Genomic DNA, 20,772 nt, shown 5'->3' with positions numbered 1-20,772 from the left:
TCAAGGAGTTTTCCGTTTCGACTGCGCCGGAAGTGGGGCGAATTATAGACATCTGAAATCTGCCGTCAACACCTATTTTCATAAATCTGTCACATCGGTCAAAAAAGCCCGAAAACGCGAAGGCCGACCCCAAGGGGTCGGCCTTCGCTGCACTGCCCTTCTACTTACAAGCTAGGGAAGGCGAACTGCGAAGCCTCATGGCTTGCACGTTGCGGCCAGCGCTGAGTGATCGCCTTGCGCCGGGTATAGAAGCGCACACCATCCGGACCATAAGCATGCAGATCGCCAAACAGCGAACGCTTCCAGCCGCCGAAGCTGTGGTAAGCCACCGGTACCGGCAGCGGCACGTTGACGCCAACCATGCCGACTTCGATCTCGTCGCAGAACAGACGCGCCGCTTCACCGTCACGGGTGAAGATGCAGGTGCCGTTGCCGTATTCGTGATCGTTGATCAGTTGCATCGCCTCTTCCAGGCTGTTCACTCGGACGACGCACAACACCGGCCCGAAGATCTCTTCTTTATAGATGCGCATCTCTGGGGTGACGTTGTCGAACAGGCAGCCACCGAGGAAGAAACCTTCTTCATGCCCTGCCACGCTCAAACCACGACCGTCGACCACCAGGGTCGCGCCCGCTGCCACGCCGTCATCAACGTATCCACTGACTTTGTCGCGCGCCTGACCTGTCACCAGTGGGCCCATGTCCAGACCACACGAAGTGCCGGCACCGATTTTCAGCGCCTTGATCTGTGGAACCAGTTTGGCCACCAGTGCATCCGCCACTTGGTCCCCCACACACACGGCCACCGAAATCGCCATGCAGCGCTCGCCGCAAGAACCGTAAGCCGCGCCCATCAGTGCACTGACCGCGTTGTCCAGATCGGCATCCGGCATCAACACTGCGTGGTTCTTCGCGCCGCCCAGTGCCTGCACGCGTTTGCCGCGCTTGGTGCCTTCGGCGTAGATGTATTCCGCAATCGGCGTCGAACCAACGAAGCTCAGCGCTTTGACTTCCGGCGCTTCGATCAGCGCATCCACCGCAGTCTTGTCACCGTGCACCACGCTCATCACACCTTTCGGCAGACCGGCTTCCAGCAGCAGTTGAGCGATAAGCAGCGTCGAACTTGGATCACGCTCGGACGGCTTGAGGATGAAGCAGTTGCCGCAGACGATCGCCAACGGGTACATCCACAGCGGCACCATGGCCGGGAAGTTGAAAGGTGTGATACCCGCCACAATGCCCAGCGGCTGGAAGTCCGACCATGCATCGATGTTCGGGCCGACGTTGCGGCTGTATTCGCCCTTGAGGATTTCCGGCGCAGAACAAGCAAACTCGACGTTCTCGATACCGCGCTTCAATTCACCGGCAGCGTCTTCAAGTGTCTTGCCGTGTTCTTCGCTGATCAATTGCGAGATACGTGCTTCGTTCTGCTCCAGCAATTGCTTGAAGCGGAACATCACCTGCGCACGTTTGGCCGGCGGCGTGTTGCGCCAGGCAGGAAACGCAGCCTTGGCGGCATCGATGGCTTTCTGGATGGTTGCCTGGCTGGCCAGTGGCAGCTTGTGGATAGCCTGACCGGTCGACGGATTGAACACATCAACCGCGCGACCGTTCTCGGTCACCAGTTCGCCATTGATCAAATGCGGGATAACGCTCATCGAAAACTCCTGAATTCTTGTCCACAGGCAGCCGTTAAGGCATGCCCGTTTTTGTAGGTATATATAGAGGGAAAAATCAGTCGAGCTTGTTCAGCACTTCGCCGACCGCGTCGAACAGACGATCGAGGTCTTGCGGTTTGCTGTTGAAAGTCGGGCCGAACTGCAGGGTGTCGCCGCCGAAGCGTACGTAGAACCCGGCTTTCCACAGGGCCATGCCGGCTTCGAACGGACGCACGATGGCGTCGCCGTCACGATGGGCAATCTGGATCGCACCGGCCAGGCCGAAGTTACGGATGTCGATAACGTTTTTCGAACCTTTCAGACCGTGCAGCGCGTTCTCAAAATGCGGGGCGACTTCTGCAACGCTCTGTACCAGGTTTTCCTTTTGCAGCAGGTCGAGTGCTGCAAGGCCAGCGGCGCAAGCCACCGGGTGTGCCGAGTAGGTGTAGCCGTGTGGAAATTCCACAGCGTATTCCGGGGTCGGCTGATTCATGAACGTCTGATAGATCTCGGAGCTGGCAATCACCGCGCCCATCGGGATCGCACCATTGGTGACTTGCTTGGCGATGCACATCAGGTCCGGGGTGACGCCAAAGGTGTCGGCGCCGAACATGTTGCCGGTACGGCCAAAACCGGTGATCACTTCGTCGAACACCAACAGAATGCTGTGTTGATCGCAGATTTCACGCAGACGCTTCAGGTAACCCTGCGGTGGCACCAGTACGCCGGCGGAACCGGCCATAGGTTCTACGAATACGGCGGCGATGTTCGAGGCATCGTGCAACTCGATCAGCTTCAGCAGTTCGTCCGCCAAGGCGATACCGCCCTGCTCCGGCATGCCACGGGAGAAGGCGTTGCTGGCCAGCAAAGTGTGGGGCAGGTGATCGACGTCCATCATCGCTTGGCCGAACAGCTTGCGATTGCCGTTGACACCGCCGAGGCTGGTGCCGGCGATGTTCACGCCATGATAACCACGAGCACGGCCGATCATTTTGGTTTTGGTCGACTGGCCTTTCAGGCGCCAGTAGGCACGGACCATTTTCACCGCGGTGTCAGCGCACTCGGAACCCGAGTCAGTGAAGAACACGTGGTTGAGGTTGCCCGGGGTCAGCTCGGTGATCTTCTCGGCCAGCTGGAACGACAGTGGGTGGCCGTACTGGAAGCCCGGCGAGTAATCGAGGGTGCCCAACTGTTTGGAGACCGCTTCCTGAATTTCCTTGCGAGTGTGGCCGGCGCCGCAGGTCCACAGGCCGGACAGCGAGTCGTATACCCGACGGCCCTTGTCGTCAATCAGCCAACTGCCTTCAGCACCAACGATCAGACGCGGGTCGCGCTGGAAGTTACGGTTGGCGGTGTACGGCATCCAGTGCGCGTCCAGCTTCAGTTGGCTGGCCAGTGGCGACGGCGCGTTTTCAGGCATGTTCATCGGGCAAAACCTCGCAGGGCATAAGCGTCAGGGAGATAAAAAGCGTTGTTGCAGCTAAATTGCCACGAGGATAAAGTCGGTGAAATTCAACTCTTCTAACCTTCAGTTAGAACTTCGCTAAACAATGAGAGCAACAAGATGAGCAGCCGTCGCTCCGATCCGCTGGCCCAGGTCAGTGACTTTGATATTCGCTTGCTGCGGATTTTCCGCAGCGTGGTGGAGTGCGGCGGCTTCTCGGCAGCGGAAACCGTGCTCGGCATCGGCCGTTCGGCGATCAGCCAACAGATGAGCGATCTGGAGCAGCGCCTCGGTTTGCGTCTGTGCCAGCGCGGTCGCGCCGGGTTTTCGCTGACCGAAGAAGGTCGCGAGGTATATCAGTCGGCGTTGCAGCTATTAAGTGCGCTGGAAAGCTTTCGCACTGAGGTCAACGGTCTGCACCAGCATTTGCGCGGCGAACTGATCATCGGTCTGACCGACAACCTCGTCACCCTCCCCCACATGCGCATCACCCACGCCCTCGCTCAGTTGAAGGAACGCGGGCCGGATGTGCAGATCCAGATTCGCATGATTGCGCCCAATGAAGTCGAGCAAGGTGTGCTCGATGGGCGTTTGCATGTCGGCGTGGTACCGCAGGCCAGTGCCTTGTCGGGGCTGGAGTATCAGCCGTTGTACAGCGAGCGTTCGCTGCTTTATTGCGCGGTTGGCCATCCGTTGTTTTATGTCGATGACAAACAACTCGATGACGAACGCCTTAACAGTCAGGACGCGATTGCCCCGACCTTTCGTTTGCCGGCGGATATTCAAGCGCATTACCAAGCGCTCAATTGCACAGCCAGTGCTTCTGACCGTGAGGGTATGGCGTTTCTGATTTTGACCGGGCGCTACATTGGCTATCTGCCGGATCACTACGCCAGCCTCTGGGTGCAGCAAGGTCGCTTGCGCGCGTTGAAGGCGCAAACGCGTTTTTATGACCTGAGCCTCGCATCGGTCACGCGCAAGGGCCGGCGCCCTCATTTGGTGCTAGAAAGCTTTTTGGAGAGTCTGGCGGCAACGCGTTGAAAATCCGCCGAGGCCTGCCAGCGTTGGGCCCTGGCGACAAATACGGCAAATAACCTGAGCAAGTGGACAGCTTTTTGCAGAGCAGGATCAACCCGATCCTTCAACAAGAAGCCTTAAGCCATGCAGCCTGATTCCGCACCGTCCAGCGACCTGATCTACGGCCTCAACGACCGCCCCAAACCCGCCGCCGCAGTCCTTGCCGCGCTGCAACACGTGCTCGCCAGTTTCGTCGGCATCATTACCCCGCCACTAGTGATTGGCTCGGCGCTCGGGCTGACCGCGCATTTGCCGTACCTGATCAGCATGGCGTTGATGGTTTCGGGCGTCGGCACCTTTATTCAGGCGCGGCGGCCGTTCGGCATCGGCGCGGGGATGATTTGTCTGCAGGGCACCAGTTTCGCCTTTCTCGGTGCGGTGCTGTCGGCCGGATTTCTGGTCAAGCAACGCGGTGGTAGTCCGGAAGACATTCTGGCAATGATTTTCGGTGTGTGCTTTTTCGGCGCAATCGTGCAGATCGTCCTCAGCCGCTTTATCGGTCAATTGCGTCGCGTGGTCACGCCGCTGGTAACCGGCATCGTTATCACCCTGATCGGCATCAGCCTGATCAAGGTCGGCATCACTGATCTCGGCGGTGGCTTCAATGCGCCGGACTTCGGTGCGCCGGGCAATCTGGCGCTGGGCGTGTTTGTGTTGCTGACGATCATTCTGCTTAACCGCTCGAATACTCCGTGGGTGCGGTTGTCGGCAATCATCATCGGACTGCTGCTCGGCAGTCTGGCTGCCTGGTTCAGTGGGAAACTGCTACCGCAGCCCTTGCCTGACGTGCCGCTGATGAGTTTTCCTACGCCGTTCAAGTTTGGCTTCAGCTTCGACTGGACAGCTTTCCTGCCGGTCGCGCTGATTTATCTGATCAGCACCATCGAAACCGTCGGCGACCTCACCGCCAACTGCATGCTCGCCCGCCAGCCGATCAGCGGCCCTTCCTATATAAGTCGCCTGCGCGGTGGCGTACTTGGCGATGGCGTCAGTTGCATGATCGCCGCGACCTTCAGCGCCTTCCCTAACACCACGTTCGCGCAGAACAACGGCGTGATCCAGTTGACCGGCGTCGCCAGCCGCTACGTCGGCCTGTACATCGGCGCGATCCTGTTTTGCCTCGGCCTGTTCCCGATGATCGGCGCAGTCCTGCAACAGATTCCGAAACCGGTACTGGGTGGCGCAACCCTGGTGATGTTCGGTGCGGTGGCCGCTGCGGGTGTGCGCATCCTCGCGCAGTCACCGCTGGATCGGCGCAGCATGTTGATCATCGCCACCTCGTTCGGCGTCGGCCTGGGCATTGCCGCGCAACCGAACCTGCTGCACCTGCTGCCGAAACTGGTGCAGAACCTGTTCGACTCGGCCATCACCAGCGGTGGCCTGACGGCGATCATCCTGTGCCTGCTGCTTCCGGAGTCGAAAACCGAGGCCACTGAAGTGCCCGCGCCGCTGAACAAGATCGAACAGGCGTAACGGTTTTATCGCGCAAGGACTTGTCGGATGCCTGTGGGTGCGCTATCAACGCAACTGGTTGCACCCACAACAAACCCGGAAGTGCCTATGACCTTTGAAGTCCCAGCCCATGGCGGCAAACCCGCCAGCCGCATTCGTCAGAAGAACGAAGAGACCATCCTCAAAGCCGCCGAAGACGAGTTCGCCCGTCACGGGTACAAAGGCACCAGCATGAACACCATCGCCCAGAATGCCGGGTTGCCCAAGGCGAACCTGCATTACTACTTCACCAACAAACTTGGTTTGTACGTGGCGGTGCTGAGCAACATCATCGAGTTGTGGGACAGCACCTTCAACACCCTCACCGCCGAAGACGATCCGGCCGAAGCGCTGACCCGCTACATCCGCGCCAAGATGGAATTCTCCCGTCGTCAGCCACAGGCCTCGCGGATCTTTGCGATGGAAGTGATCAGCGGCGGCGAATGCCTCAGCGAATATTTCAATCAGGATTACCGCGCCTGGTTCACCGGCCGCGCGGCGGTGTTTCAAGCGTGGATTGATGCGGGCAAAATGGACCCGGTCGATCCGGTGCACCTGATCTTCCTGTTGTGGGGCAGCACCCAGCATTACGCTGACTTCGCCACGCAGATCTGCCGCGTCAGCGGTCGCAGCAAGTTGACCAAGCAGGACATGGAAGACGCCGGCAACAACCTGATCCGCATCATTCTCAAAGGCTGCGGCCTCACTCCTCCTCTATAAGACGTTTATGCCTTTCACCCTCAGCGGTTTTTGCGAGTACCGCGAAGAGATTCGCAAAAGCCGCTTTATCACTTTCGCCACGCCGATCGGCAGTCCTGCCGAGGCGCAGGCGTTTTTCGAGCAGTACAGCGATCTGAACGCCTCGCACAACTGCTGGGCATGGAAACTCGGCGATCAATACCGCAGCAATGACGACGGCGAACCCGGCGGCACGGCGGGGCGACCGATTCTGGCGGCGATTGAAGCGCAGGACTGCGATCAGGTCGCGGTGCTGGTGATCCGTTGGTACGGCGGCATTCAACTCGGCACGGGTGGTTTGGCCCGGGCGTATGGCGGTGGGGCGAACAAGTGCCTGCAGACGGCGGCCAAGATTGAGCTGATTAGCCGGGTGCCGCTGAGTTGCGCCTGCGGGTTTGCCGAGTTGGCGTTGGTGAAGTTGCGCGTGGCGGATTTGGGCGGGCTGGTGGTGGAAGAGAATTTTACCGCCAATGGCGTTGAGTTGAAGTTGGCGGTGGGTGAGGCGCAGATCGAGTTGTTGCAAAGCCAATTGGCGGATTTGAGTCGTGGGCGGATTTTGTTGCAGCGGTGAAGCCCAGATCAAAAGATCGCAGCGTTCCGCAGCTCCTACAGGGGAACGCATTTCAAATGCAGGATCTGCCGAAGGCTGCGATCTTTTAGGGCATCCCCCGTTTTCCTTATTCCACAGAGTTGCCCACATCGGCTGTGCACCCGACTGTGGATAACCTGAGTACATTCCGCTGTAACCCTTCTGTCACGTGGCTTTGCGCGGTTTGTTCACTTTTCGTTCAATTCACCCGACGAAACGAAATTTTCAAACAGAAACAGTCAGTTAGCGCGGTTTATCACCATTAGAAGAAAGCACCGCCGTGCTTATGCCCGGGTGTGCAGCTTGCGCACAATAACTGTGGAACAAGCTGTGGATAACCCGTTCATGGCTGGCGCAGTCGCTGGATCCATCTAGCCCCCAAGGGATTGCTCGTTTTTTGATCAGATCGCGACGGGCAAAACTGGCGCCCGATCAACGGCTTTGCTCTGAATTGGTGCCGGACAACAGTACGATTTCCCTTTAAATGCTCTGCACCAGGTGCTCGCACACGCGGCCCGCTCGCGTTCCTGACTCAATGGCCAGGAAATTGCTTTATCCACAGGCACAACTCCAAAGCAAGTCGAGCCTGTCATGCCAATCGCCACTTCCATCCCGCGCCTGCAATTGCGCCATATCAGCAAACGCTACCCCGGTTGTCTGGCCAATGACGCCATTGACCTGAGCATTGCGCCAGGGGAAATCCATGCCCTGCTCGGTGAAAACGGTGCCGGCAAAAGCACCTTGATGAAGATTATCTACGGCGTCACCCAAGCCGATTCCGGCGAGATGCTCTGGCAAGGTCAGCCGGTGAATATCCGCAACCCGGCCCAGGCGCGGCAGTTGGGGATCGGCATGGTGTTCCAGCATTTCTCGCTGTTCGAGACCCTCAGCGTGGCGCAGAACATTGCCTTGGCGATGGGCGCCGCAGCCGGCACGCCGAAACAACTGGAGCCGAAGATTCGTGAAGTCTCACGCCGTTACGGCATGGCGCTGGAGCCGGAGCGACTTGTCCACAGCCTGTCGATCGGCGAACGGCAACGGGTGGAGATCGTTCGCTGCCTGATGCAGGACATTCGCTTACTGATTCTCGATGAACCGACTTCGGTGCTGACGCCGCAAGAGGCCGATGAATTGTTCATCACCCTGCGCCGCCTCGCCGCCGAGGGCTGCAGCATTCTGTTTATCAGCCACAAACTCGCTGAAGTACGCGCGTTGTGTCACAGCGCCACGGTATTACGCGGCGGGCGCGTGGCCGGGCATTGCGTGCCGGCCGAATGCTCGGATCAACAATTGGCGCAGTTGATGGTTGGCGAAGCGGCAGCGTTGATTGGTGATTATCCGAAGGTCAGCGGCGGCGCGGCGTTTTTGCAGGTGAAGGGCTTGAGTTGGCACAACCCGGATCCGTTCGGCTGCTCGCTGACTGACATTGATGTGCAAGTGCGCAGCGGTGAAATCGTCGGCATCGCCGGGGTCGCGGGCAATGGTCAGGATGAGTTGCTCGCTCTGCTCAGTGGCGAACACACCTTGCCGCGCGCTGAGGCCGCGACCATTCGCTTCGCGGCGCAGAACGTTGCCGACTTGCGCCCGGATGCCCGGCGCAAACTGGGCTTGGCGTTCGTCCCCGCCGAACGCCTCGGTCACGGCGCGGTGCCGGAGTTGAGTCTGGCTGACAACGCCCTCCTCACCGCGTTCCAGCAAGGCCTGATCAGCAACGGTTTGATCGTTCGCGGCAAAGTCGAAGCCCTCGCCCAACAGATCATTCAACGCTTCGGCGTGAAAACTCCGGACACGCAAACCGCCGCGCGCAGTCTGTCCGGCGGCAATTTGCAGAAATTCATCCTCGGCCGGGAAATCCTTCAGCAACCGAAACTGCTGATCGCCGCGCACCCGACCTGGGGCGTCGACGTCGGCGCCGCCGCAACCATTCACCGTGCGTTGATCGCGTTGCGCGATGCCGGCGCGGCGATTCTGGTGATTTCCGAAGACCTCGATGAGCTGTTCCAGATTAGCGACCGCCTCGGCGCGCTGTGCGGTGGACGTATGTCGGCGCTGCACAACACCACCGATACCCAACTCAGCGACGTTGGCGGCTGGATGGCCGGCCAGTTCGACCACGCCCCTTCAGCCGCCACGGTTTAACGGAGTTATACACATGCTGCTTTCCCTCGAACCCCGTGGCCAGCAATCGCGCCTGATGCTCTGGTGCTCGCCGTTGTTGGCAGCGGCGCTGACGCTTGGCTGCGGCTCGCTGCTGTTCATCGCCCTCGGGCATGACCCGCTGCAAACTTTGCACACGCTGCTGATCGCACCGGTCAGCGATGTGTATGGCGTCTCAGAATTGTTGGTCAAGGCGCTGCCGATTCTGCTCTGCGCACTCGGTCTGGCGGTGGCGTATCAGGCGCGAATCTGGAACATCGGCGCCGAAGGCCAACTGCTCCTCGGCGCCCTCGCCGGCAGTGCCTTGGCGGTAAACATTATCGATATGCAAAGCCGTTGGGCGCTGGTGCTGATCCTGCTCACCGGCACTGTCGCTGGCGCCGCGTGGGCCGGGCTGACGGCGTGGTTGCGCACGCGCTTCAATGCCAACGAAATCCTCACCAGCATCATGCTCAATTACATCGCCCTGAACCTGTTGCTGTTCTGCGTGCACGGCCCGCTGAAGGATCCCGCCGGGTTCAACTTTCCCGAGTCGGCGATGTTCGGCGACGCCAGCCGCTTGCCGTTGTTGATGGAGGATGGCCGCGTGCATGCCGGGGTGTATTTCGCCCTGCTCGCACTGGTCGCGGTGTGGGTGTTGTTGCAGAAAAGCTTTGTCGGGTTCCAGATCAAAGTGCTTGGGCTGGACAAGCGTGCGGCGGGGTTTGTCGGCTTTCGCGAGAAGCGTTTAATCTGGCTGGCGCTGTTGATCAGCGGCGGGCTCGCGGGGCTGGCCGGCGTCTGCGAAGTCACCGGGCCGATTGGCCAGTTGGTGCCGCAGGTGTCACCGGGTTACGGCTATGCGGCAATCACCGTGGCGTTTCTTGGGCGACTGAATCCGCTCGGGATTCTGTTCTCCAGCCTGCTGATGGCGTTGCTGTACATCGGTGGCGAGAGCGCGCAAATGAGCCTGAATCTGCCGCAAGCGATCACCCAGTTGTTTCAGGGAATGATGCTGTTTTTCCTGCTCGCCTGTGACGTGCTGATCCTCTATCGGCCTCGCCTGAACCTGCGTTGGGTGAAGCGCACTTCGACCACTGCCGTAACCGCCGGAGCGCTGTGATGGATATCGATCTGTTGAGCAATATTTTCTACGCCATGGTGCGTTGCGGCACGCCGTTGCTGCTGGTGGCGCTGGGGGAGTTGATCTGCGAGAAGAGCGGCGTGCTCAATCTCGGGCAGGAAGGGATGATGCTGTTTGGTGCGGTGATCGGTTTTATCGTCGCGCTCAACAGCGGCAACCTGTGGCTTGGCGTGTTGCTGGCGATGCTGGCCGGGATGTTGTTGTCGTCGCTGTTTGCGCTGGTGGCGTTGGTGTTCAACGCCAATCAGGTGGCGACCGGGTTGGCGCTGACGATTTTTGGTGTCGGGCTGTCGACCTTTGTCGGCGCGGCTTGGGTCGGAAAACCACTGGCCGGGTTTGAGCCGTTGGCGATTCCTTATCTGAGTGAAATTCCGCTGATCGGGCGGATGCTGTTTGCCCAGGATCTGCTGGTGTACCTGTCGTTCGCGCTGTTTGCGCTGGTGGCGTGGGTGATCATCAAAAGTCGTGTCGGGCTGATCATTCAAGCGGTCGGCGAGAACCCGGACGCGGCCAGTGCGATGGGTTTGCCGGTGTTGACCGTGCGCACGCTGGCAGTGCTGTTTGGCGGGGCGATGGCCGGGTTGGCCGGGGCTTATCTGTCGCTGGCGTACACACCGATGTGGGCGGAAAACATGACCGCCGGGCGCGGCTGGATCGCGCTGGCGCTGGTGGTGTTCGCCAGTTGGCGAGTGTGGCGCTTGTTGCTTGGGGCTTACTTGTTTGGCCTCGCCAGCATCCTGCACCTGGTGGCGCAGGGGTTGGGGCTGGCGATTCCGTCGAGCCTGCTGGCGATGCTGCCGTACGTGGCGACGATTGTCGTGCTGGTGTTGTTATCGCGGGATGCGTTGCGCACAAGATTGTATGCGCCGGTTTCGCTGGGGCAGCCTTGGCAGGCGGGGCATTAGTGCGTTGATTTCAATGGCCCCATCGCTGGCAAGCCAGCTCCCACAGGTTCAGTGATGATCACAAATTTTGTGCACGACACGAACACTGTGGGAGCTGGCTTGCCAGCGATGAGGCCCTGACAGGCAACACCTGAGCAATGCCCCACGCCAGTTCGAAGACCAGGAAAACAATCAGAATCGAACTGCCGCCATGCAACAAGGCATACGCTTGCCAAGCCGCAAACAGAAACCGCCCCACCGCGTCATACCGTCCATAAAGCGCCTGCGGATCGCGAATCCGCAGCACCGCCCAAACGCACACCACCGAACCCAGCAGATTCGCCATCAACATATGCATAGGCTGAAACGCCGGCAGCTCGCCGGGCAAATTCAGTGCGCTCAAAAATCCATGCAAAGCGGCAAAACTCCACGGCGTTGCAAACGCCACCGTGACGATCAGGTCATACCAGGCACTGCCAAGCACCACATTGCGATATTGCGTTGAAGTCCACATCATCCATGCTCCAGAAATTTGAGGAGCAACCACGGTAAAGCCTGGAGTATGCTCCAGGGTCAATAGACCTTTTGAGAAACATTATGCGCATCGGTGAATTAGCCCAGGCCTGCGCCGTCAGCCGTGACACTCTGCGCTTCTACGAGCAGCGCGGGTTGATTGCGGCGCAACGCAGTGCCAACGGTTATCGCGACTATCCGCCGGAGATGGTGCAACTGGTGCTCTACATCAAAACGGCGCAACGCCTGGGATTTACCCTCGGCGAAATCAGTGACAGCGTTGCCGCGCTGTGGAACGCCCCCAAACCGGACAACGCCGTGGCGCAGTTGCTGCGCGACAAGCTGCAACTGATCGAAACCCGTATGCGCGAACTCGACACGCTGCGGCAGGAGTTGCAACTTCGCCTCGGTCAGGCCTGTCCATTGAATCCGTGATCCTCATTCATCAAGGAAGCCCATCATGTCTGCAAAAAACGCACTGATCATCGGCGCCTCCCGGGGCCTGGGCCTCGGTCTGGTGAAAACCCTGCTGGCCGACGGCTGGCAAGTCACCGCCACCGTGCGCAATCCGCAAAACGCCGAGGCGCTGCAAGCGCTGGGCAAGGTGCGGATCGAGAAGCTCGACATGGACGACCAGCAAGCGGTGATCGCCCTGAGTCAGCAGCTCAAGGGCGAAATGTTTGACCTGCTGTTCGTCAACGCCGGGGTCAAAGGCCCGGCAGATCAGACCCCGGGCGGCGCGACGCTCGCCGAAGTCGGTCAGCTGTTTTTCACTAACGCGGTGGCGCCGATCAATCTGGCTCAGCGTTTTGCCGGACAGATTCGTGACGGCAGCGGTGTGCTGGCGTTCATGAGTTCCGGGCTGGGCAGCGTGACCGTGCCGGACGCGCCGGAACTGGCGCTGTACAAGGCGAGCAAGGCTGCGCTGAATTCGATGACCAACAGTTTTGTCACGCAATTGGGCGAGCAGAAGATGACGGTGTTGTCGCTGCATCCGGGTTGGGTGAAGACCGATATGGGCGGTGAAGGTGCTGATCTAGACGTGGACACCAGCACCCGTGGGCTGGTTGATCAGGTGAATGCGTACACCGGCAAGGGTGGGCATCACTTCATCAACTACAAGGGTGAAACCATTCCCTGGTAACCCCGCCTCCCCCTGTAGGAGCTGCCGAAGGCTGCGATCTTTTGCTCTTAAAAACAAAATCAAAAGATCGCAGCCTTCGGCAGCTCCTACAGGGGTTGTGTATTTGGGCGTTGTTGTCCGGTCGGGTTGGGCTTGCCCGATGCAGCGTTTTGTTTGAAACTGCGCACCTCGTCCCCGCGGCGACCCTGGATCAGCAGACAGGGCATCACTGAGCTGGCAACCCTGAACCCTATTTTCAGAGGAGCCGGCAACATGCCCGCGACCCGTACCTGGTTAAAAAATCCCCTCGCCATTTTCACCTCCAACGAGCTCGACGCCCGTGGCGGTCTTGTTGTGCAAGACGGTGTCATCGTCGAAGTCCTCGCGGCCGGCCAACAGCCGTCGGCACCGTGCAATGCAGTGTTCGATGCCCGCGAGCATGTGATCCTGCCGGGCCTGATCAACACTCACCATCACTTCTATCAAACCCTGACCCGCGCCTGGGCGCCGGTGGTCAATCAGCCGTTGTTCCCGTGGCTGAAAACCCTGTACCCGGTGTGGGCGCGCCTGACGCCGGAAAAACTCGCGCTCGCCAGCAAAGTCGCTTTGGCCGAGCTGCTGTTGTCGGGTTGCACCACTGCGGCCGACCACCACTACCTGTTCCCGGATGGCCTGGAAAACGCTATCGACGTGCAAGTCGAAAGCGTGCGGGAGCTGGGCATGCGCGCCATGCTGACCCGTGGTTCGATGAGCCTCGGCGAGAAGGACGGCGGCCTGCCACCGCAGCAAACCGTACAGGAAGGCCAGGTGATTCTCGACGACAGTCAGCGCCTGATTCACGAGTACCACGAGCGTGGCGATGGCGCGCAGATCCAGATCGCCCTGGCGCCGTGCTCGCCGTTCTCGGTAACCCCGGAAATCATGTCGGCCAGTGCTGAGCTGGCGAACAAGCTCGACGTGCGTCTGCACACGCACTTGGCTGAGACCCTCGATGAAGAAGATTTCTGCCTGCAGCGTTTCGGCCTGCGCACCGTCGATTATCTCGACAGCGTCGGCTGGCTCGGCCCGCGCACCTGGCTGGCCCACGGCATCCACTTCAACCCGGACGAAATCGCCCGTCTCGGTCAGGCGGGTACCGGTATCTGCCATTGCCCGAGTTCCAACATGCGCCTGGCCTCGGGCATCTGCCCGAGTATCGATCTGACTGACGCGGGTGCGCTGTTTGGTCTGGGCGTGGACGGTTCGGCGTCCAACGATGCCTCGAACATGATTCTCGAAGCGCGTCAGGCGCTGTATATCCAGCGCCTGCGTTACGGCGCCGAGAAGATCACCCCGGAACGCGTACTGGGCTGGGCGACCAAGGGTTCGGCGAGTTTGTTGGGGCGTACCGATATTGGTGAGATTGCGGTGGGCAAGCAGGCGGATCTGGCGTTGTTCAAGCTGGATGAGCTGCGTTTTTCGGGTAGCCATGATCCGATTTCGGCGCTGCTGTTGTGCGGTGCTGATCGGGCGGATCGGGTGATGATTGGTGGCAAGTGGCGCGTGGTGGACGGCCAGGTTGAAGGCCTTGACCTGAAAGGCCTGATCGCCGATCACAGTCAAGCGGCGCGCCAGCTGATCGCCGGTACCTGATACAACGACAGACCTCTGTAGGAGCTGCCGAAGGCTGCGATCTTTTGATCTGTTTTTCTAGAAGCAAGATCAACAGATCGCAGCCTTCGGCAGCTCCTACAGGGGGTTCGGCTGAGCTTAAAGGCCGAGCAGGGACAACATGATGAACGTCGCAAACAGCACAAAGTGCGTCATGCCTTCGATGGCATTGGTCTCGCCGTCATTCAAGTTGATCGCGCTAACGATCAGCGTGATGAAGATCATCACCGTCTGCACCGGTGTCATCGCCATCTGAAACGGCTGGCCGGTGTACAGCGCCATCGCCTCCATCACCGGCACCGTCAGAATCACCGTCGACAATGACGCGCCCATCGCAATGTTGACCACCGACTGCATGCGGTTGGCCAGTGCCGCGCGTAATGCGGTAAGAATCTCCGGCGCTGCAGAAATTGCCGCCACCAGAATCGCCGTAATCACCGGCGGCGCGCCCGTACCTTCCAGGCCCAGATCGAGGGTCTTCGACATCACTTCGGCCAGTGCGCCGATCACCACAATGCCAAACACCAGAATGCCGATCGACAGACCGATGCTCGGTGCTTTTGCCTGAGCGTCCTGCGGTTCTTTCTTGCGGCGTTTGTCCGGGTAGCTGTAGCTGAAAAAGTAACTGTGCGGGCCGACCTGCATGCGCAGGAACAGCGCATACAGCAACACCATCGCGCCGATGGTGAACGCCGAATAAATCTTCCAGTTGGCCTCGGGAATAAACTCCGGCACCACCATCGACACGCCCATGGCGGTGAGGATCATCACGCTGTAACTGCGCGCCGAATCGTCGTTGTACGACTGTTCGCCGTGCTTGATCCCGCCCATCAGCGCGGCGAGGCCGAGGATGCCGTTGATGTCGAGCATCACGGCGGAATAGATCGTGTCGCGCACCAGCGTGGGCGACGCTTCGTTGCTCATCATGATCGCCAGAATCACCACCTCCACCAGCACGGCGGCCAGTGTGAGGATCATCGTGCCGTAAGGGTCGCCGACCTTTTCGGCGAGCAATTCGGCGTGATGAGCGACGCGCATCGACGCGGCGACGATGAAGGCGATCAGCACCAGACCGGCAGTCAGCGCGACGATCTGGCCGCTGTGCAGCATCCAGTGTTCCAGCGGATAGGCGACGCACGCGGCGATGACTGCCAGCAGCAGAAAGCTTTCTTGCTTGAGGATTGTGAACATGGCGGGCCTTTTACCGAAGAGTGCGAATGAGCTACTGACTGCGGTGCGGCGCTAACGTTTCGTTACACCTTAGCGCACCAGCCGATGGCGTGAATTCGCCGAGTTGCACTGCGTTGGTTCCGGCGCCGAAAAGATCGCAGCCTTCGGCAGCTCCTACAGTGAGTACGCCGATCCAATGTAGGAGCTGCCGAAGGCTGCGATCTTTTGCTTTTTTGTCCTGTTGGTCAGCAATTTGCATTGCCCCTGACCACACACAACAAAATGGAGTTCGAGTTCATGCAAATACGTCCGCTGCACAAACTGCTGTGCGCCGCCCTCGGTCTGGGGATCAGTCTCAGCGCCAGCGCTGCCGATCCGCTGAAGGTCGGTTTCGTCTACATCGGCCCGATCGGTGACCACGGCTGGACGTATCAGCATGAGCAGGGGCGCAAGGCACTCGCGGAGAAATTCGGCAACCAGATCACCACCAACTACGTGGAGAACGTCGCCGAGGGCGCCGACGCCGAGCGGGTGATCCGCAACATGGCCAAGGACAAATACGACCTGATCTTCACCACCTCCTTCGGCTATATGAACCCCACCGTCAAAGTCGCCAAGCAGTTTCCCAAGGTGACCTTCGAGCACGCCACCGGCTACAAACAGGACAAGAACCTCGGCACCTATCTGGCGCGCACGTACGAGGGGCGTTACGTCGGCGGTTTCCTCGCGGCGAAGATGACCAAGACCAAGAAGATCGGCTATGTCGCTTCGTTCCCGATTCCGGAAGTGATCCGCGACATCAACGCCATCCAACTGGCCCTGAACAAGTACAACCCCGGCACCGAGATCAAAGTGGTGTGGGTCAACTCCTGGTTCGATCCGGGCAAGGAAGCCGACGCGGCCAACGCGCTGATCGATCAGGGCGTCGACGTGGTGTTCCAGCACACCGACAGCCCGGCGCCGATTCAAGCCGCCGAACGTCGTGGCGTGTACGCGGTGGGTTACGCCTCGGACATGGCCCATTTCGGGCCGAAAGCGGTGCTGACCTCGATCGTCAACGACTGGGCGCCGCACTACATTCAGGCGACGCAGAGCGTGATCGATCACAGCTGGAAACCTCAGGATTACTGGGGCGGCTTGAAGGAAGGCACGGTTGAACTGCCGATCAGCGATCTGGTGCCGGCGCCGGTGAAAGCCGAGGCCGAGCAGATCATTGCCGACATCAAGAGCGGTACGTTCCAGCCGTTTACCGGGCCGATCAAGGATCAGGCCGGCGTCGAAAAAATCCCGGCGGGCGTGAGTGCGACGAATGCTGAACTGGCGTCGATGAACTATTACGTTGAAGGCATGAAGGCCGAGATGCCGAAGTAATCCTCCGCAAAACACACCGACCCTGTGGGAGCTGGCTTGCCAGCGATAGCGGTCTGACAGGCAACATTGATGTTGAATTTGATGGCCTCATCGCTGGCAAGCCAGCTCCCACAGAGTTCTTCAGTGTTCTCCAGTCTGCGTTTCTTCAGGACCCGTGCATGAACAGTCTTCCGATCATTGATATCAGCCCGCTCTATAGCGACGACGAAAACGCCTGGCCTGCGGTGGCCGAACAAATCGACCACGCCTGCCGCGAATGGGGCTTTTTCTACATCAAGGGTCACCCGATTTCGGCGCAACGCATCGACGCGGTGCTTGATCAGACTCAGCGTTTTTTTGCGCAACCCGCAGCAGAAAAACTCAAGATCGACATCACTCAAACCCGTCACCATCGTGGCTACGGTGCCATCGCCACCGAACAACTCGACCCGAGCAAACCCAGCGATCTGAAAGAGACCTTCGACATGGGCCTGCACCTGCCGGCCAACCATCCCGACGTGGTCGCGGAAAAACCGTTGCGCGGGCCGAACCGGCATCCCGCGCAAACCGGCTGGGCCGAATTGATGGAGCAGCATTACCTCGACATGCAGGCCCTCGCACAAACCCTGCTGCGGGCGATGACCCTCGCGCTGAACATCGAACGCGACTTTTTCGACAGCCGCTTCGTTGATCCGGTCAGCGTCCTGCGCATGATCCATTACCCTCCGCGCCACACCGCCAGCTCTGCCGAGCAGCAAGGCGCCGGCGCGCACACCGATTACGGCTGCATCACCCTGCTCTATCAGGACAGCGCCGGGGGCTTGCAGGTCAGGAACGTGCGCGGCGAATGGATCGACGCGCCGCCCATCGACGGCACCTTCGTGGTCAATCTCGGCGACATGATGGCGCGCTGGAGCAACGACCGTTATCGCTCGACCCCGCACCGGGTGATCAGCCCGCTCGGCGTGGATCGCTACTCGATGCCGTTCTTTGCCGAACCGCACCCGGACACGCGCATCGAATGCCTGCCGGGATGTCAGGACGCACAGCATCCCGCGAAATATCCGACCACCACCTGCGCCGAATTCCTGCTTTCACGCTTCGCCGATACCTACGCCTATCGCCGCGAGCAAGAAGCCGTGTGATGGATCGCTTGGTCAGGTTTTGCCAATTGTTTCGGCGAGCATCTGTAGAATGCCGTCATTGCACCTGATGAGAAAAGAATATGTACGACTGGCTCAACGCCTTGCCCAAGGCTGAACTGCACCTGCACCTGGAGGGCTCGCTGGAGCCTGAGCTGCTGTTCGCCCTGGCCGAGCGCAACAAGATCGCCCTGCCATGGAGCGATGTGGAAACCCTGCGCAAGGCTTACGCCTTCAACAACCTGCAGGAATTCCTCGACCTGTATTACCAGGGCGCCGACGTGCTGCGCACCTCGCAGGACTTCTACGACCTGACCTGGGCCTACCTGTTGCGCTGCAAAGCGCAGAACGTGATTCACACCGAACCGTTCTTCGACCCGCAGACCCACACCGACCGCGGTATTCCGTTCGAAGTGGTGCTCAACGGCATCGCCGCGGCACTCAAGGATGGCGAGCAGCAACTGGGCATCACCAGCGGTTTGATCCTCAGCTTCCTGCGCCACCTCAGCGAAGAAGAAGCCGAGAAAACCCTTGATCAAGCGCTGCCGTTCCGTGACGCATTTGTCGCAGTCGGCCTCGACAGCTCCGAGATGGGCCACCCGCCGAGCAAGTTCCAGCGTGTGTTTGACCGTGCCCGTCACGAAGGCTTCCTGACCGTGGCCCACGCCGGCGAAGAAGGCCCGCCGGAGTACATCTGGGAAGCCATCGACCTGCTGAAAATCCAGCGCATCGACCATGGCGTGCGCGCCATCGAAGACGAGCGCCTGATGCAGCGGATCATCGACGAGCAGATTCCGCTGACCGTGTGCCCGTTGTCGAACACCAAGCTTTGCGTGTTCGATCACATGTCCCAGCACAACATTCTCGACATGCTCGAGCGTGGCGTGAAGGTCACGGTGAACTCCGATGACCCGGCGTACTTCGGTGGTTACGTGACCGAGAACTTCTACGCGCTGTACGAGCACTTGGGTATGACCCAGGATCAGGCCAAACGCCTGGCGCAGAACAGCCTGGATGCGCGCCTGGTAAAACCCTAAGCAACACCGAAGTACCCATGTGTGCGAGCCTGCTCGCGAAGAGGGCGTGTCAGTTAACATTTTCGGTTAATGACACTCCGCTTTCGCGAGGCTCGCTCCCACAGTGGGTTCTTTGTTTAGCCTGGGATTCGGGCTTCAGTCAGCTCTTCCAGGGTTTTCCCCCGCGTCTCCATCCCGAACAGCCACACCACCCCCGCCGCGATCGCAAAACATGCCGCGCCCAGCGCAAACACCCCGCCCTGCCCGGTAATCGGGAACACCAGTCCGGTCACCAACGGTCCGAGCAGCGAACCCACACGGCCAATCGCCGAGGCGAAGCCCGAGCCAGTCGCGCGCGCCGACGTCGGATACAGCTCCGGCGTGTAGGTGTAGAGCACCGCCCACATGCCGAACAGGAAAAACTGCATCAGCAACCCGGTGCCGATCAGCAGCGCCACGTTGCCGCCAAACACAGCGCTCTGCCCATACAGAAACGCCATCACGCCGCCGCCGAGCAACGTCACGATGCACACCGGTTTGCGCCCCCAGCGCTCGACCAGCCACGCGGCCATGAGAAACCCGGGAATCCCGCCCAGGGAAATCAGCACCGTGTAATACACCGATTGCGTCACCGCGAAACCCGACTGTTGCAACAGCGCACTGAGCCACGACGTCAGTCCGTAAAAGCCGAGCAGCGCGAAGAACCACAGACTCCAGAGCATCGTCGTGCGCTGGCGATACTGCGGCGACCAGATCTGTTTGAGCGCCGCAAAGAAATTGCCCGGCGGCGTGACGGTGCGCGGCAAGCGCAGCGGCTCCGGCAACGCCGCACCGCCGAGCGACGAACGCACCCGCGCCTCGATGCCGTTCAACACCTTGTCTGCCGCCTCATGCTTTCCGGCCTGTTCCAGCCAGCGCGGTGACTCGGGAATGAAAAACCTGATCGCCAGCACAAACACCGCTGGCACCGCCAACACCAGAAAGATGTCGCGCCAGCCAATCAGCGGCAACAGAAAGTAAGACAGCACACCGGCCGCCACGAAACCCAGCGGCCAGAAGCCGTCCATCAGCGCGATGTAACGTCCGCGGCGTTGCGCCGGAATCAGCTCGGAGAGCATCGATTGGGCAATCGGAAACTCCATGCCCATGCCAATCCCCAGCAGGATTCGAAACAGCGTCAGCGTCTCGACCGTTTGCGCTGTCGAGCACAGATAACTGGCCACCCCCCACAACACGATGCTCCACTGAAACACCGGTTTGCGCCCGAAGCGATCGGCGAGCATGCCGGACAGCGACGCCCCCAGCACCATGCCGAAAAAGCTCGAACTGGCGAGCAACCCCGCTTGCGCGCTGCTCAGGCCGAACTCGGCTTTGATCGAGCCGAGCAGGAAGGTCATCATCGCCAGATCCATGGAGTCGAAGAAAAACGCCAGAGCGATGATGATGAAAATGATCCGGTGATAACCGCTGATCGGCAGTCGTTCCAGACGTTCTGCTGCGCTGTAGCCGTGAGTGTCCATGCCGCCTCCCCCATCCGAAAAATATCCCCGGATCGAGTGTGCTTGATAGCGACACCGGGCTCGTGCTGGATGCGACCTGTTCGCAGTCGTAGGCGACGCCAGAAGCGCTGACGCAGTTCCAGACGTC

At 59.9% G+C, this 20,772-nt stretch carries 18 protein-coding genes; 13 read left to right on the top strand and 5 right to left on the bottom strand.

Annotated elements, in window-relative coordinates:
- Positions 1–164: 164 nt before the first annotated feature.
- Together M9827_RS02125 and aptA are read right to left on the bottom strand one after the other, a co-directional pair.
- A complete protein-coding gene (locus M9827_RS02125) occupies positions 165–1,658 on the bottom strand; it encodes a CoA-acylating methylmalonate-semialdehyde dehydrogenase (protein WP_250603082.1) in 1,494 nt (497 codons plus the stop codon).
- 76 nt (positions 1,659–1,734) lie between these two features.
- Entirely contained in the window at positions 1,735–3,084 is a 1,350-nt protein-coding gene (gene aptA, locus M9827_RS02120; RefSeq protein ID WP_250603080.1) for an omega-aminotransferase AptA, read from the bottom strand.
- A 138-nt stretch (positions 3,085–3,222) separates the two neighbouring features.
- On the opposite strand from aptA, the gene M9827_RS02115 reads away from it, so the two are divergent.
- The 7 genes from M9827_RS02115 to M9827_RS02085 all read left to right on the top strand — a co-directional run bounded on the left by M9827_RS02115 (position 3,223) and on the right by M9827_RS02085 (position 11,182).
- On the top strand, positions 3,223–4,143 hold the full coding sequence (locus M9827_RS02115) for a LysR family transcriptional regulator (RefSeq protein ID WP_250603078.1): 921 nt from the start codon (positions 3,223–3,225) through the stop codon (positions 4,141–4,143).
- 120 nt (positions 4,144–4,263) lie between these two features.
- On the top strand, positions 4,264–5,652 hold the full coding sequence (locus M9827_RS02110; protein ID WP_250603076.1) for a uracil-xanthine permease family protein: 1,389 nt from the start codon (positions 4,264–4,266) through the stop codon (positions 5,650–5,652).
- Positions 5,653–5,739: 87 nt separating this feature from the next.
- Positions 5,740–6,390: a TetR/AcrR family transcriptional regulator gene (locus M9827_RS02105; protein WP_038360732.1), complete on the top strand. Its 651-nt coding sequence runs from the start codon at positions 5,740–5,742 to the stop codon at positions 6,388–6,390.
- Positions 6,391–6,397: 7 nt separating this feature from the next.
- Positions 6,398–6,979: an IMPACT family protein gene (locus tag M9827_RS02100; RefSeq protein WP_250603074.1), complete on the top strand. Its 582-nt coding sequence runs from the start codon at positions 6,398–6,400 to the stop codon at positions 6,977–6,979.
- 609 nt (positions 6,980–7,588) lie between these two features.
- Positions 7,589–9,136 carry an ABC transporter ATP-binding protein gene (locus M9827_RS02095; RefSeq protein WP_250603072.1) on the top strand — a complete coding sequence of 516 codons (1,548 nt, stop codon included), beginning with the start codon at positions 7,589–7,591 and terminating at the stop codon, positions 9,134–9,136.
- A gap of 13 nt (positions 9,137–9,149) precedes the next feature.
- Entirely contained in the window at positions 9,150–10,256 is a 1,107-nt protein-coding gene (locus tag M9827_RS02090; protein WP_250603070.1) for an ABC transporter permease, read from the top strand.
- Positions 10,256–11,182 carry an ABC transporter permease gene (locus M9827_RS02085; protein ID WP_064118442.1) on the top strand — a complete coding sequence of 309 codons (927 nt, stop codon included), beginning with the start codon at positions 10,256–10,258 and terminating at the stop codon, positions 11,180–11,182. Before M9827_RS02090 ends, M9827_RS02085 begins: the two co-directional genes overlap by 1 nt.
- A 58-nt stretch (positions 11,183–11,240) precedes the next feature.
- Here the strand turns inward: M9827_RS02085 and M9827_RS02080 are convergent, their stop codons facing one another.
- Positions 11,241–11,675, bottom strand: coding sequence for a hypothetical protein (locus M9827_RS02080; protein ID WP_250604200.1), 435 nt, complete (start codon positions 11,673–11,675; stop codon positions 11,241–11,243).
- Positions 11,676–11,758: 83 nt separating this feature from the next.
- Here M9827_RS02080 and M9827_RS02075 point away from each other — a divergent pair, with 83 nt between their 5' ends.
- From M9827_RS02075 to M9827_RS02065, 3 genes are all read left to right on the top strand, one after another.
- On the top strand, positions 11,759–12,109 hold the full coding sequence (locus M9827_RS02075; RefSeq protein WP_250603068.1) for a MerR family transcriptional regulator: 351 nt from the start codon (positions 11,759–11,761) through the stop codon (positions 12,107–12,109).
- Positions 12,110–12,131: 22 nt separating this feature from the next.
- Complete coding sequence (locus M9827_RS02070) at positions 12,132–12,818, top strand: SDR family oxidoreductase (protein ID WP_250604198.1); 687 nt, start codon at positions 12,132–12,134, stop codon at positions 12,816–12,818.
- A 252-nt stretch (positions 12,819–13,070) separates the two neighbouring features.
- Positions 13,071–14,429: an 8-oxoguanine deaminase gene (locus tag M9827_RS02065; protein ID WP_102901594.1), complete on the top strand. Its 1,359-nt coding sequence runs from the start codon at positions 13,071–13,073 to the stop codon at positions 14,427–14,429.
- Between the two features lie 117 nt (positions 14,430–14,546).
- Here M9827_RS02065 and M9827_RS02060 read toward each other — a convergent pair whose 3' ends face one another.
- Positions 14,547–15,638 (bottom strand): calcium:cation antiporter, encoded by a 1,092-nt coding sequence (locus M9827_RS02060; RefSeq protein ID WP_250603066.1) that lies wholly within the window; start codon positions 15,636–15,638, stop codon positions 14,547–14,549.
- A 276-nt stretch (positions 15,639–15,914) separates the two neighbouring features.
- Here M9827_RS02060 and M9827_RS02055 point away from each other — a divergent pair, with 276 nt between their 5' ends.
- The 3 genes from M9827_RS02055 to M9827_RS02045 all read left to right on the top strand — a co-directional run bounded on the left by M9827_RS02055 (position 15,915) and on the right by M9827_RS02045 (position 19,146).
- Entirely contained in the window at positions 15,915–16,988 is a 1,074-nt protein-coding gene (locus tag M9827_RS02055; RefSeq protein WP_250603064.1) for a BMP family ABC transporter substrate-binding protein, read from the top strand.
- Positions 16,989–17,146: 158 nt separating this feature from the next.
- Positions 17,147–18,112 carry a 2-oxoglutarate and iron-dependent oxygenase domain-containing protein gene (locus M9827_RS02050; RefSeq protein WP_250603062.1) on the top strand — a complete coding sequence of 322 codons (966 nt, stop codon included), beginning with the start codon at positions 17,147–17,149 and terminating at the stop codon, positions 18,110–18,112.
- Positions 18,113–18,192: 80 nt separating this feature from the next.
- On the top strand, positions 18,193–19,146 hold the full coding sequence (locus tag M9827_RS02045) for an adenosine deaminase (RefSeq protein WP_250603060.1): 954 nt from the start codon (positions 18,193–18,195) through the stop codon (positions 19,144–19,146).
- Positions 19,147–19,262: 116 nt separating this feature from the next.
- On the opposite strand, the gene M9827_RS02040 is transcribed toward M9827_RS02045, so the two are convergent.
- Entirely contained in the window at positions 19,263–20,645 is a 1,383-nt protein-coding gene (locus M9827_RS02040) for an MFS transporter (RefSeq protein WP_250603059.1), read from the bottom strand.
- Between the last annotated feature and the right edge of the window lie 127 nt (positions 20,646–20,772).

The organism is Pseudomonas sp. AKS31 (genome assembly GCF_023634765.1).
In the GTDB taxonomy this organism is placed as follows: Bacteria; Pseudomonadota; Gammaproteobacteria; order Pseudomonadales; family Pseudomonadaceae; genus Aquipseudomonas.
This window is presented reverse-complemented; position numbering and strand designations above follow the sequence as displayed.

What these genes read in the sequence shown, in the direction of transcription:
- M9827_RS02080 (WP_250604200.1), bottom strand. Translation starts at nt 11,675, where the DNA reads ATGTGGACTTCAACGCAATATCGCAATGTGGTGCTTGGCAGTGCCTGG.
- M9827_RS02100 (WP_250603074.1), top strand. Translation starts at nt 6,398, where the DNA reads ATGCCTTTCACCCTCAGCGGTTTTTGCGAGTACCGCGAAGAGATTCGC.
- M9827_RS02090 (WP_250603070.1), top strand. Translation starts at nt 9,150, where the DNA reads ATGCTGCTTTCCCTCGAACCCCGTGGCCAGCAATCGCGCCTGATGCTC.
- M9827_RS02060 (WP_250603066.1), bottom strand. Translation starts at nt 15,638, where the DNA reads ATGTTCACAATCCTCAAGCAAGAAAGCTTTCTGCTGCTGGCAGTCATC.
- M9827_RS02125 (WP_250603082.1), bottom strand. Translation starts at nt 1,658, where the DNA reads ATGAGCGTTATCCCGCATTTGATCAATGGCGAACTGGTGACCGAGAAC.
- M9827_RS02050 (WP_250603062.1), top strand. Translation starts at nt 17,147, where the DNA reads ATGAACAGTCTTCCGATCATTGATATCAGCCCGCTCTATAGCGACGAC.
- M9827_RS02115 (WP_250603078.1), top strand. Translation starts at nt 3,223, where the DNA reads ATGAGCAGCCGTCGCTCCGATCCGCTGGCCCAGGTCAGTGACTTTGAT.
- M9827_RS02055 (WP_250603064.1), top strand. Translation starts at nt 15,915, where the DNA reads ATGCAAATACGTCCGCTGCACAAACTGCTGTGCGCCGCCCTCGGTCTG.
- M9827_RS02040 (WP_250603059.1), bottom strand. Translation starts at nt 20,645, where the DNA reads ATGGACACTCACGGCTACAGCGCAGCAGAACGTCTGGAACGACTGCCG.
- M9827_RS02095 (WP_250603072.1), top strand. Translation starts at nt 7,589, where the DNA reads ATGCCAATCGCCACTTCCATCCCGCGCCTGCAATTGCGCCATATCAGC.
- M9827_RS02075 (WP_250603068.1), top strand. Translation starts at nt 11,759, where the DNA reads ATGCGCATCGGTGAATTAGCCCAGGCCTGCGCCGTCAGCCGTGACACT.
- M9827_RS02110 (WP_250603076.1), top strand. Translation starts at nt 4,264, where the DNA reads ATGCAGCCTGATTCCGCACCGTCCAGCGACCTGATCTACGGCCTCAAC.
- M9827_RS02065 (WP_102901594.1), top strand. Translation starts at nt 13,071, where the DNA reads ATGCCCGCGACCCGTACCTGGTTAAAAAATCCCCTCGCCATTTTCACC.
- M9827_RS02105 (WP_038360732.1), top strand. Translation starts at nt 5,740, where the DNA reads ATGACCTTTGAAGTCCCAGCCCATGGCGGCAAACCCGCCAGCCGCATT.
- M9827_RS02045 (WP_250603060.1), top strand. Translation starts at nt 18,193, where the DNA reads ATGTACGACTGGCTCAACGCCTTGCCCAAGGCTGAACTGCACCTGCAC.
- aptA (WP_250603080.1), bottom strand. Translation starts at nt 3,084, where the DNA reads ATGAACATGCCTGAAAACGCGCCGTCGCCACTGGCCAGCCAACTGAAG.
- M9827_RS02085 (WP_064118442.1), top strand. Translation starts at nt 10,256, where the DNA reads ATGGATATCGATCTGTTGAGCAATATTTTCTACGCCATGGTGCGTTGC.